The organism is Prevotella sp. AM42-24 (assembly GCF_003461825.1).
Lineage (GTDB): Bacteria > Bacteroidota > Bacteroidia > Bacteroidales > Bacteroidaceae > Prevotella > Prevotella hominis.
In genome coordinates, this window is sequence record NZ_QTXV01000075.1 from 1 (window position 1) to 12,463 (window position 12,463).

General features: G+C 44.0%; 13 protein-coding genes. 8 read left to right on the forward strand and 5 right to left on the reverse strand.

The window, feature by feature from the left end:
- Positions 1-295 precede the first annotated feature (295 nt).
- The 3 genes from DW917_RS14630 to DW917_RS14640 all read left to right on the forward strand — a co-directional run bounded on the left by DW917_RS14630 (position 296) and on the right by DW917_RS14640 (position 2,267).
- Positions 296-742: a Fur family transcriptional regulator gene (locus DW917_RS14630; RefSeq protein ID WP_118119873.1), complete on the forward strand. Its 447-nt coding sequence runs from the start codon at positions 296-298 to the stop codon at positions 740-742.
- A gap of 92 nt (positions 743-834) precedes the next feature.
- Positions 835-1,395, forward strand: a complete 561-nt coding sequence (locus DW917_RS14635) for an NADH peroxidase (RefSeq protein WP_118119875.1) — start codon at positions 835-837, stop codon at positions 1,393-1,395.
- A gap of 254 nt (positions 1,396-1,649) precedes the next feature.
- Positions 1,650-2,267, forward strand: coding sequence for a sigma-70 family RNA polymerase sigma factor (locus tag DW917_RS14640; protein ID WP_118119877.1), 618 nt, complete (start codon positions 1,650-1,652; stop codon positions 2,265-2,267).
- A 235-nt stretch (positions 2,268-2,502) separates the two neighbouring features.
- Here the strand turns inward: DW917_RS14640 and DW917_RS14645 are convergent, their stop codons facing one another.
- Positions 2,503-2,919, reverse strand: a complete 417-nt coding sequence (locus DW917_RS14645) for a helix-turn-helix domain-containing protein (RefSeq protein WP_118119879.1) — start codon at positions 2,917-2,919, stop codon at positions 2,503-2,505.
- A gap of 325 nt (positions 2,920-3,244) precedes the next feature.
- Here DW917_RS14645 and DW917_RS14650 point away from each other — a divergent pair, with 325 nt between their 5' ends.
- From DW917_RS14650 to DW917_RS14670, 5 genes are read left to right on the forward strand one after another with little or no spacing between them, the layout of a single operon-like run.
- Complete coding sequence (locus DW917_RS14650; protein WP_118119881.1) at positions 3,245-5,128, forward strand: LTA synthase family protein; 1,884 nt, start codon at positions 3,245-3,247, stop codon at positions 5,126-5,128.
- Between the two features lie 9 nt (positions 5,129-5,137).
- Complete coding sequence (locus tag DW917_RS14655; RefSeq protein ID WP_118119883.1) at positions 5,138-5,827, forward strand: phosphatase PAP2 family protein; 690 nt, start codon at positions 5,138-5,140, stop codon at positions 5,825-5,827.
- A 48-nt stretch (positions 5,828-5,875) separates the two neighbouring features.
- Positions 5,876-6,268: a hypothetical protein gene (locus DW917_RS14660; RefSeq protein ID WP_134842699.1), complete on the forward strand. Its 393-nt coding sequence runs from the start codon at positions 5,876-5,878 to the stop codon at positions 6,266-6,268.
- A gap of 18 nt (positions 6,269-6,286) precedes the next feature.
- Positions 6,287-7,126 carry a 4-(cytidine 5'-diphospho)-2-C-methyl-D-erythritol kinase gene (gene ispE, locus DW917_RS14665; RefSeq protein WP_118119887.1) on the forward strand — a complete coding sequence of 280 codons (840 nt, stop codon included), beginning with the start codon at positions 6,287-6,289 and terminating at the stop codon, positions 7,124-7,126.
- A 48-nt stretch (positions 7,127-7,174) separates the two neighbouring features.
- Entirely contained in the window at positions 7,175-7,789 is a 615-nt protein-coding gene (locus DW917_RS14670) for a DNA alkylation repair protein (RefSeq protein WP_022111595.1), read from the forward strand.
- A gap of 113 nt (positions 7,790-7,902) precedes the next feature.
- On the opposite strand, the gene DW917_RS14675 is transcribed toward DW917_RS14670, so the two are convergent.
- From DW917_RS14675 to ftsY, 4 genes are all read right to left on the reverse strand, one after another.
- Positions 7,903-9,504: an HU family DNA-binding protein gene (locus DW917_RS14675; protein WP_233524763.1), complete on the reverse strand. Its 1,602-nt coding sequence runs from the start codon at positions 9,502-9,504 to the stop codon at positions 7,903-7,905.
- Entirely contained in the window at positions 9,497-9,790 is a 294-nt protein-coding gene (locus tag DW917_RS14680; protein ID WP_118119891.1) for an HU family DNA-binding protein, read from the reverse strand. The genes DW917_RS14675 and DW917_RS14680 overlap by 8 nt, the downstream gene beginning before the upstream one ends.
- Before the next feature lie 27 nt (positions 9,791-9,817).
- Positions 9,818-11,113 carry a 30S ribosomal protein S12 methylthiotransferase RimO gene (gene rimO / locus DW917_RS14685; RefSeq protein WP_118119893.1) on the reverse strand — a complete coding sequence of 432 codons (1,296 nt, stop codon included), beginning with the start codon at positions 11,111-11,113 and terminating at the stop codon, positions 9,818-9,820.
- A 147-nt stretch (positions 11,114-11,260) separates the two neighbouring features.
- Positions 11,261-12,217: a signal recognition particle-docking protein FtsY gene (gene ftsY, locus DW917_RS14690; RefSeq protein ID WP_118119895.1), complete on the reverse strand. Its 957-nt coding sequence runs from the start codon at positions 12,215-12,217 to the stop codon at positions 11,261-11,263.
- Between the last annotated feature and the right edge of the window lie 246 nt (positions 12,218-12,463).

A 12,463-nucleotide genomic window follows, 5' to 3' on the forward strand; every position in this document is an offset into this window, starting at 1 on the left:
AATTAACCATAAATGTGTCTATCTATATCAGTATAAGTCACAGCTATAAAACCACAATCAAACAAAGGCAAAAAATTATCCTTCAAGGAAAAAAATTGCCATCACATAGCAAAATAGTACATACAAACCGGACTTTAAAAGATTCCATCAAGAAAGAGCAAATATTCCATTACTTATATGGATTTATTTAGATTTTGGAAAAACTACAATATTATTTTGTAATTTTTCCAATTTTTATTTGGCGGTTTCAAAAATTCTTTCTATCTTTGCAATCGAAATTAAAAAGCAACAGAATATGAATAATGGCAAAGTGGCATACAATAGACTTATCGAATGCGATATCCGTCCGTCGGTTCAGAGAATTGCTATCATGGATTATCTCCTGACACATCCTATTCATCCGACTATCGATGATGTCTACCAAGAACTGTATAAGACTATACCTACACTCAGCAAGACTACAGTATATAATACGCTGAGAATGATGAGCGAGAAAAATGCTGCTCAAATGATTACCATTGACGAGCATCGTGTGTGTTACGACGGAAACACAACTCCTCATGTTCATTTCTTCTGCAAGAAATGTGGAAAAGTGATTGACCTCTTCGATGAGAAGGCACCCAAGACGACAAGACGAAAGGTGATAGAAGGGAACATCGTAGATGAACAGCAGCTCTACTACAAAGGAATTTGCGCTGATTGCGTTAAGCTCAACAAGGAAAAGAAGCTCAAGGCAAAATAAGCAGAGCTACCGCCAGACATCACATTGAAACATTATTATATAGTATATACAAAAACAGAAATAGAATTATTAACTTATAAAACAAGAACATTATGAAGAAGAAATTTATTTGCACCGTATGTGGATATATCTATGAAGGAACAGAAGCACCTGAGAAGTGCCCTATCTGTAAGGCTCCTGCTGACAAGTTCAAGGAGATGGAAAGTGCAGTTGACGATGATTTGACTTTCGCAACTGTTCACGTACTGGGTCAGGCTTATAAGGATGGCGTCAACGAGGACGTAATCAAGGGTTTGAAGGACCATTTCAACGGCGAGTGCGGTGAGGTTGGTATGTATCTCGCTATGGCACGCCAGGCAGACCGTGAGGGTTATCCAGAAATCGCAGAGGCTTACAAGCGTTATGCTTTCGAGGAGGCTGATCACGCTTCTCGCTTTGCAGAGCTTCTCGGTGAGGTTTTGGGTGATACCAAGAGCAACCTTGAGGCACGTATCGCAGCAGAAAAGGGCGCTTGCGAGGACAAGTTCCGCATTGCCAAGTTGGCTAAGGAGCAGGGTTCTGATGCAATCCACGATACAGTACACGAGATGGCTAAGGATGAGGCTCGCCACTGCGCAGGCTTCGCTGGCCTCTACAAGAGATATTTCAAATAATACATTACATATCTCATCAATTTGTACCTGATATAAGAGAGTTCATGTTAGGAAACAGGTTTTTGAGCATAAGTAATAAGATGAAGAATTCGAGAGGGCTTGTCGGGAAACTGGCAAGCCCTCGTTTTGTTGTGCAACCTCCAATCTGCCAACGAATGTAATAATCCCTTCATTCTCTCATTTTTTGGGATTAAAATTTGGGAGTATAAAAAAATAATAGTATTTTTGCCATACGAAACCAAAGAAATAGGATTATGAAAGAAAACAATATAGAAAAATTAGTTGGCGAGAACCTCAACTTCGTGAAATCAGTAGCCAACAAATATGTGGGTAAAGGTGTGGAATTCGACGATTTGGTAAGCGAAGGCTACATCGCCATGCTGCAGGCTGCCCAGAAGTTTGAAGCCGACCGCGGCACCAATTTCGTAGGTTATGCAGCCCCATTCATCCGCAAGGCTATGGAACAGGCCATCACGCAGCAAAGCGGTGTATGCCGTGTTCCTAAAAGCGACCGCAAGTTGATGACACGTTCTGCAAACATCGCAGTATCTATTGATGCTCCACTGAGCGAGGGCACTCACTATACCCTACTCGACATTCTGATCAACAAAGATGCCCTGATAGCAGACGAGAGCACCGTATTCCAACAGATGATGGACGACTTGCAGAACTGCATCGCCACATTGGATGAAAGAGAACAGGAAATCATCCGAAAATTCTATGGAATAGGCATCGCCCATATCACTCTGGCAGAAATCGCAGAAGATATGAATCTGAAACGGGAAAGAGTAAGACAGATCAGAGACAAGGCAATTCGAAAGATTGGGAAAAATGCAAAGACCAAAATCCTCAAGAGCTTCTTGAGAAAGTAATTGCAATCTGAAATAAAGGGATTTAATATATGAGTCTATTACAAAATAGAATAATTCCCTTTTGAAAGAAATCATAGTCTTTATTCATCAGATTACGATTGAATAAAAACACAAAAGCCAATTGGCCGTATTTCAACAACAGAAATGCAACCAATTGGCTTTTATTCTATAGAAATATATTATTTCTGCTTAAAGCGCGAATTTTGCAAGATATGTTCCCCAGAATTATTCACATCTACTTGGTAATGTGATCCAGGCGATACTGGCGTGGTGTAACACCCAGACGCTTGTAGAAATTAGAGTAGAAACTCTGGCGAGTGCTGAAACCAGCCATCTCAGCAATGTCCTCAATAGTCATGTTCAGATAGCGCTTGTCCGTCAAAAGTGACATTGCATCGTTCACACGATAATCATTTACCAACTCAGGATAGTTCTTGTGGAAACGAGTAGCACAAACAGCAGATACATATCTTGAATTGGTATGCAAATCCTCTGCCAACTTACGTGTATTATAATCTTTGTCCTTGTATTTACCTTCAGTAACTACAATTCTCAAAATCTCATCACGTAAGCGGTCTTTAGTCTCTTCACTCAGAAGCGTTTGGTATCGCGCATTCTTTTCTTTCTTGGGGGTAATATTATACTTAGCCATAATGTTATGTTGTTAATATCATAAAATTTGTTTGTTTCTTTCGCAAAGATAGTCTTTTTTCGCTAAACATCCAAATTTTTTTTACTCTTTTTTGAAATTTAAGTCAAATAAATTGCTTATATGAAAGAAATTGAGTAATTTTGCAGAAAATACGAGCCATATTATGACTTGTTGAATATCTAAAAATATATCTATGATGAATGATATACAACATGTGATTTACTCAGACATCATCTTAGTATATCACAAGCCTACATGTGTATGGATTATAAAATAGGTATATTATAACATATAATAATGTGTAACAGCTATTAAATTTGGCAGAATGAAACAGATTAAGCGTTTTTTCAAGATATATCTCATATTGGTAGTGCTGTTTGTGCTGCAGAAGCCATTGTTCATGCTTCTAACTCATGCATCAGCAGCCCAGCCTTTGGAAAATCCATTCAGTACTATGCTGGCCGTCATCTGGCACGGTTTGCAACTGGACCTCTCCATGGCGGGATACCTTACGGCCATCCCTGCCCTGCTGCTTCTTGCCTCTATCTGGATCAAGGAAGAAATCATACGTCCTGTATTCTCCACCTATTTTGGCATCATTGCAGTGTTTATGAGTTTCTGCTTCGTGCTCAACATAGCCCTGTATCCCTATTGGAATTTTCCTTTGGACAGTACTCCGCTCTTCTATTTCTTCACGTCACCTGCCGATGCCTTTGCCAGCACAAGCATCTGGGTGGACCTGTTAGGATTTATCTGTCTGATACTCTGTGCTGCAGCCATCTGGTTCGTGCTCTCGCTGACCATCAGGGAAAAGAAAAAGCGCAGATATGGTTCTTATAGCCGACCATATAGTACATCAAGTGATTTTGACAGACACCGTGGGCGCACTTCCATCATCATGTTGCTGCTTACAGGTCTGCTATTCCTTCCTATCAGAGGAGGCGTAACGGTTTCTACCGCCAATACCGGCAAAGTATATTTCAGTCAGAATAGTTACGTAAACCATTCGGCAGTGAACCCGATGTTCAGTCTGATGGAGTCTCTTGCTCATCAGGAGAATTTCGCTGAGCAGTATCGCTTCATGGACGAGAAGGAAGCAAATAAGATTTTCGCCACCATGACCAGTCAAAGCGATGAAAATACCTATCCACTGCTCAAGCCAGAGGCCATGAGGGGAACACCCGATATACTTCTCGTGATCATGGAAAGCTTCGCCAGCGACCTCATGCCGTCTATGGGAACACAGAAGGATGTGGCTGTACAACTGGACTCAATAGCCCGCCAGAGTATACTCTTCACCCGGTTCTATGCCAACAGTTTCCGCACCGATAGAGGACTGGTTTCCATCCTGAGCGGTTATCCAGCGCAGCCTACTACCAGCATCATGAGGTATCCTGCCAAGACAGCCCATCTGCCTTCCATCGCCAGATCATTGGTCAACCAGCGTCATTATCAGACCTCTTATTATTATGGAGGAGATGTGGATTTCGCCAACCAGCGTTCCTACCTGATATCACAGGGATTCCAGAAGATTATCTCGGATGCAGATTTCCCAATAGATGAAAAGCTCAGCAAATGGGGCGTTCACGATCATCTGGTAGCCAACAGACTGATGGATGACATCCGAAAGGAGCAGAACGGAGCTCCGAAATTCAGAGTTTTCCAGACCTCCAGCAGTCATGAGCCTTTCGAAGTGCCTTACCGCAGACTGAAAGACCAGCGACTCAATGCCTTCGCATATACAGACAGTGTGGTGGGAAGCATCATCAGGCAATACAGTAAACTGCCACGCTGGAAGAACACGATCGTAGTGTTGGTGCCAGACCATGTGGGAGCCTATAAAGAGCATCTGGACAATTTCGACAGAAGCCGCTATCAGATACCGCTTATCATAGCCGGTGGCGCCATCGCCAAACCGATGAAGATCAATCTGATAGGAACCCAGCACGACATTGCAGCTACGCTCTTAGGACAGTTGGGTATCAAGCACGATGACTTCCTGTTCTCCAAGAACATGCTGAGCGATGCCACACCGAAATTTGCCTTCTTCACCGTGCCGGATGCCTTTGGGGTCGTCACAGAAGAAAACTCAATCATATATGACAACAAGGCAGGGAAAATAGTGTATGACAAGGGCAAGAAAGGCTATAACCTGAAACGTGGCCAGGCCTACCTGCAGAAACTTTACGATGACATCAGTACAAAATAAAACTTAAACATGAACGAAATCATTAATTATCTGAATCAAATAGACACAAATATATTCCTGTATTTCAATGGTCTCCACAACCATTATTGGGATTACTTCATGACCATGTATTCTGACAGGTTTGTCTGGATACCATTCTACGCAAGCTTCCTGTATGTGATGCTGCGCAATTTCCATATCAAGGAAACAGTCACTTGTCTGCTGGTCATCGTCGCCATTATATTCATCTGCGACCAGACAGCCTCTACTCTCCTCAAACCGATGATAGGGCGCATGCGACCAAGCAACCCCGACAATCCGATCTCGCCGATGGTGCATGTCGTATTCGGGTATCGCGGTGGCAGATATGGATTTCCGTCCTCCCACTCAGCCAACGCCTGGAGTATGGCATTCTTTGCAATGTTTCTTGTGAAGCGCACCAAGCTGACGGTATTCCTCACCATCTGGGCGCTGCTGATGAGCTACTCCCGCATCTATCTCGGAGTGCATTATCCAGGCGATCTATTTGTGGGCATGCTCATCGGACTGATTACGGCTACTGCTTCATACTATGTCTTCCGATATTTCGCAAGAAACTATACAGACAAGTTTAAGCCGGGTGGCATGCAACTCAAATATCAGAGATACCCGATATATACAGGACTTATTTCCATTTGGGTGATGCTGACAGTCAGTGGAATCTTAGCTTACATCAATTAAGAGTTAAATTTAAGCAACAATAATTTAGTTACACAAAATCTTTAACGTATGAAAAAGTCAATTATGATGGCCCTCTGCATGGGCATGTTGGTATTCGCAGCATCTTGCGACAACAAAAAGGCAGAAACAAAAGCAGAACCTGCTAAAGTAGAAGTAGAAGTTATCACAGACTCTGCATTCCAGCAGAAGGCTGCAGGTGACTATGCAAGTCTTGACCAGAAGACTGTCATCACTTTGAACAGCGACTTTACTGTTACCACAAAGAACTACAAGAAGAACTACTACAAGTGGGAGTTCATGGTACAGCCACAGGGTTCTGAAGCAAACATCATGCTCGCAAGCAAGGGTATGGATACAGATATCAAGGATCAGGCAATCATCGATGTTGAGGAAGGCAAGATCGTAGTTAACAACGAGACATTCCGCAAGGCTGCCAAGTAATTCAAAAAGAAATAGCCTATGATTGTTTTTCCATGTGCCAAGATCAACCTTGGCTTGAACATCGTAAGCAAAAGAGAGGATGGTTACCATAATCTGGAAACCGTCTTCTATCCCATCCCACTGTATGATGCATTGGAAATCAAATACATGGATGAGAAATTTCCGAGCGATACTGCCTGCGATCTGAAGGTGACAGGCAATGCTGTGGATTGTGATGAGCAGAAAAATCTGGTGGTAAAGGCTTACCATATTCTGGCAGCCGACTACCAGTTGCAACGCATTCACACTCACCTCTACAAGCATATCCCCTCTCAAGCCGGTCTTGGCGGCGGTTCTTCGGATGCAGCCTTCATGATCAGACTTCTCGATGAGCGTTTCCGTCTCAATATCGGTAATCCGGAAATGGAACGTTATGCAGCCCGACTGGGTGCCGACTGTGCTTTCTTTATCGAAGCAGAACCTGCTTATGCGGAGGGTATCGGAGATGTGCTGATGCCTGCAGATGGTCCTGATGGCAATCTGCATGGATACTATCTTTGTGTCGTAAAACCTGACGTTGCCGTAAGCACCAAGGAGGCTTACAGTGCCATCACCCCAAAGAAACCAGCCAAGAGCTGCCGTGATATCGTGCGCCAACCGATAGAAACCTGGAAAGAAGAACTAGTCAATGATTTCGAGGAACCTATCTTCAAGATGCACCCGGAACTGGCAGCCATCAAGCAGAAACTTTACGACCAAGGTGCAGTCTACGCCTCCATGAGCGGTAGCGGAAGTGCCCTCTATGGTATCTTCAAGGAAGAACCAAAGGGAATCGAAGAACAGTTTGACGGCATGTTCTGCGAAGTGATGAAACTGTAGCAGAAAGCTGGAATCAGATCAGTAAAGAAACTCTAAAAGGAAATAAACATGAATGAAGAAACTCATCAGAAACTGATGAAGATCAAGCGAAGTTTTCGCCTCTTAATGAGTGGTCCAACCTCTCAGTCGATGACCCAAAAAGGCTTAGGCTATAAGATCAACTGGGGCGTACCTTTCATAGAACTGAAGAAGATGGCCTTGGAATATGGCAAGGATTATGAACTGGCCATTGAACTCTGGAAGGAAGACATCCGTGAATGCAAGATTCTTGCCACCCTCATCATGCCGGCAGAGAAGATGCTGCCAGAGATCACAGACATTTGGATGGAACAGGTCAAGAGCCAAGAAATGGCTGAGATGCTGGCATTCAATCTTCTGCAGCATGTGGATTATGCTCCTGCCATTGCCTATGAGTGGATTGCCACAGACAAGACGCTTTATGAGATAGCAGGATTCCAACTGTTAGCAAGACTTTTCGCCAACGGACAGGAAGCTAACGAGAGAGGCATCAATGAGTTTCTCGACCAGGCTGCAGTTGCCTTACAAGGCGATAATATGGGTATCAAGCATGCTGCTGCCAACTGTGTATTGCGCTTTGCTGACCTCGGTGAAGAATACGAAAAGATTGCTCGCGCTGCCCTGAAGGGTATTTTTGAATTATAAAACTTAATCCAAGAAGAAAAAGAAATCCCCCGCTCCACAAGAATCGCTTGATTCTGATGAAGCGGGGGAATTTTATATCCTACTATGAAAATAGAATCAGTATCATTGCAGATTTAATTCTTTTTTCCTTTTCTTTTCAGTTCCAGCTTTGGAATCTTCACTTTCTGTCCCGGTTTTATCTCAGAACATCCGTTAATGGCCTGCATATAGCATTCCATGCCAGGCCCCAAATAGAGTTTACTCAATCCTGCTAAAGTCTGACCACTCTTAGCCGTCACGGTCTTTTCTACACCCACGATACGATAAGCGCCTGTTCTGATGCGAGGATCGTTGAGATACACAGAAGCCTTTTCAGCCATTTTCACGGCATTATTAGCTTGAGCCATCCGGATGCTGTCCTGCTTGGCCTTTTTCTTCATTGCCAACTGAGCATGGTCTGTCTGCTCATTGTTTGCCTGAGCACCATTAGCCAGAACGTTCTCTGCGTCAGTTTTATCATCCGAGGAAGCAACAGACTTCGCTGTATCCACAGGAGCAACTACCGTTGGCTTAGGTTTTGGTTGAGGCTGAGGTTTGATAGCCTTCAACTGCATCTCCATCTGCTCTTGTCGAGCCTGCATTTTGCCGTAAATAAAGGCAAACCAGCATAGGCCACCCAACAGAGCAACAAAGACCACAGATACCAAGGCGACCACATATTTTGGTATCACGAGATGGTGATGGTCTGAAGCATAAGCTTCGTCTTCATCGAGTGTCTCGTCATATTCTGGCTGCTTCTTGTTCTCCACATTCGATTGCGAAACGACAACCTTCGCCTCTGCAGGCGTTTTCTCAACGTGGGCTTCTGCTGCTTTTGGGAGTTCTGCCTCTTCTTTAACTTTTGCTTCTTCCACCCTTTCTATTTCTTCTGCTTCAGATTTATTTTCCTTCAAATGAGAAATCAGCATTCCAACTTCTTCCGGAATACCGTTTTCTTCAGTCTTAGAAATAGTATCATCTGAAGTTTGAGAGATATTATCTTCGGAAGTCTCAGAAATATCATCTTCTGATATCTCAGCGTTTTTCAATTCTGAAGACAAAGCAACCGTTTCTTCTGAAATCGGAGTATTTACTTCCTGAGACAGTTCATCCTTCTGTCCACCTTCCTGAGACTGCAACTCTGCATCCAACAGACTCTCTTGAGACTTCTTTGCCTCCTGAGACAAATCTTCATTCAGTTCAACCTCCTGAGAATGCTCTTCCTCCTGAGACAGTTCTTCTTTCTGAGGCTGTTCCGCATTCTGCTCCTCTTGAACCACCTCTTCATCATGGCATTCCTGCTCTTTCTGAAGCTGCAGTTCCTCTTCTTCCCTTTCCATATTGGCGAATTTCTCGTCAATATCAGAGAAATCGATACCATCATTCACCACAACGGTTTCGAATTGGGCAAAAGGTTTGTTGATGATTTCTTTCAGGATATTATCCGGAGTAAAAGAAATCTTATCGCGCCCCTCTATCAGGATTCGCTCACCGGTATTGACATCCACGCTCTCCCTATCTTTCACGGAAGTAATCTTGAAGGTACCCAGCCACTTCATTTTCAGCAACTTGTCCTCCTGGATGCCGTCACCAGCAACCTCAAACATGGTGGCAATAAAGCGCTCAGCCTCAGCCTGGGTAAGTCCACGCTTGCTGGCAACAGCCTTAGCCAAAACAGACAAACTCGACTTACTCATCTTCCTCCCCTCCATTATTTATTTTTTCCTTGACGGAAGCAACAGGTCGGAATCCGAGCACAAGTTTCGGAGGAACCAGCTGGCGCTTCTTCGTAAGCGGATTGACCACTACGCGCTCCAGTCGTTTCTTCACCTCAAAGGTGCCGAAATCAGGAATCGTCACCTGTTCGCCCTCTTCAAACTGAGTTATCATCGCATCAATCACCTTTCTCACAAGGCGTTGAGTATCCTCCTGTGAGAAACCGGTTTTGCGAGCCAGCTCAGCGATGTATTGTTTATTGTTCATCTTATATCAATTCTCCATAAAAGATCCTTAGACCAATTCTCCATACAGATCAAACTCTTCACTTGAAGTAATCTTCACGTCATAGAAGTTACCCACTCTCAGTCGCTTGGTGGCAGGAATCAGCACCTCAGGATCCACCTCAGGAGAGCAGAATTCCGTTCTACCGATATAATAGTCGCCTTCCTTGCGATCGATGATGACCTTGAGCACCTTGCCCACCTTTTCAGCTTCCACTTCAGCACTGATATCCTGCTGAAGCGCCATCAACTGATCCAGTCTGCTCTGCTTCACTTCCTCCGGAACATCATCTTCATAATGCTTGGCACTGTAGGTACCTTCCTCTTCAGAATAAGCGAAAGCACCCATGCGCTCAAACTTCGCCCATTTCACGAACTCCATCAGTTCCTGGAAATCCTCCTCAGTTTCTCCCGGGAAACCGACGAGCAGAGTGGTTCGGATATGAATGCCCGGCACCTTTTCTCTGATAGCCTGTATCAGTTCCATCGTCTCCTTCTTGGTCACATGGCGATGCATACGGTCGAGCATGTGGTCACTGATATGCTGCAGTGCGATATCGAGATACTTGCAGACATTTGGCTTTTCGCGCATCACATCAAGCAAATCCATCGGGAACTGGTTTGGATAAGCATAATGCAGGCGAATCCACTTAACACCAGGGATATCAGCCATGTCGGAAATCAAATCCGTGATATGATGCTTACCATCGATATCAAGCCCATAATAGGTAAGTTCCTGGGCGATAATCTGGAATTCCTTCACACCATCCGCTACCATTTCGCGAACTTCCTGCAGAATTTCCTCCTTCGGGCGGCTTACGTGCTTGCCGGTAATAATCGGAATAGCGCAATAGGCGCAATGGCGGTCGCATCCTTCGGAAATCTTCACGTAAGCATAGTGTCGTGGTGTGGTGAGATGGCGACGACCATTACAAGCAGGCACCTCAGCCTTTCCCAGTTCACTGAGAAGAAGCTTGTAGTTATACTTGCCGTAAAACTTATCAACTTCAGGAATTTCAGCTTCAAGTTCTTTCTGATAACGCTGTGAGAGACAACCCATGACATAGAGTTTTCTAACCTTACCTTCTTGCTTGCGCTGCACAAATTCCAGGATCGTATCAATGCTTTCCTGCTTGGCATCCCCGATGAATCCACATGTATTGATGACTGCGATTTCACCCTGTGGGCGCTTGGAATCGTGCACGCAGTGATAGCCGTTTGCCGCAAACTGCTTCATCAGCAACTCGCTGTCCACCAGATTTTTGGAGCAGCCCATCGTAATTATATCGATTTCGTTCTTTTTCACGTTTTCTTAATCTACCGTTTTATTTCTAATTTTTGAAAATCACCAAGCCGTCTTATAGAGAGGACCTTGTTCCGTTTATATAGAGAGAAGAAAGACAGACGCGTCTTTGTATTTCACTGAAAATAGTCCTTGCATTGGAAAGAGGACTTAATCTTTCTTGAAGAGAGAATCTACAAATTCTTTCTTATTGAAGAGCTGCATATCCTCCATTCCCTCACCCAGTCCGATGTACTTCACAGGCACCTTCAACTGGTCTGAGATCCCGATTACCACACCACCTTTGGCAGTACCATCAAGTTTGGTGATAGCCAAGGATGTAATGTTAGTGACTGCAGCAAACTGCTTAGCCTGCTCAAACGCATTCTGTCCGGTACTGCCATCGAGCACGAGCATCACCTCATCAGGAGCCTCAGGCAAAACCTTCTTCATGACATCCTTGATTTTCTTGAGCTCATTCATCAGTCCCACCTTGTTGTGCAGTCGTCCGGCAGTATCAATCAGCACCACGTCGGCGCCATTAGCCTTAGCACTCTGGAGGGTATCGAAGGCAACAGAAGCAGGATCAGAACCCATCTGCTGCTTCACCACAGGCACCCCAACTCTCTCTCCCCAGATGCAGATCTGCTCAACTGCAGCTGCACGGAAGGTATCAGCGGCACCGAGATAAACCTTTTTGCCAGCCTTCTTAAACTGGTAAGCCAACTTGCCGATGGTAGTAGTTTTACCTACACCATTCACACCAACAACGAGAATGACATAAGGTTTGTGATCGGAAGGCAAATCCCAATCGTCATTATCATCAGAATGATTTTCAGAGAGCAGATTAGCGATTTCCTCGCGGAGGATTCTGTCAAGTTCAGAGGTAGAAACGTACTTATCACGAGCAACTCTCTCTTCGATGCGGTGGATAATTTTCACCGTAGTCTCCACACCGACATCAGAGGTAATCAAAACCTCCTCCAGATCGTCGAGTACATCATCATCAACGGTTGATTTACCTGCTACAGCACGTGCCAACTTACTGAATACACTCTCCTTGGTTTTCTCGAGTCCTTTGTCGAGAGTTTCCTTTTTCTTATTATTAAAAAAACCGAATAATCCCATAAGATATAATATTTTCTGCAAAGATAATAGAAAAAGCTAACAACACCAAATTATATTGCAACTTTTTCATAGAAACAAGGAGAAATGACAAATGAGAAAGATTAAAGAATGAGAAATGAGAAATGCCAAATGAGAAAGATTAAAGAATGACAAATGAGAAATGACAAATGAGGAAGGAGAAGGAAAGTAAAAGAAAAAAAAGGAAAATCGGGTAGGAGGTAAATGCTAATCATAAAAGGCATTTGC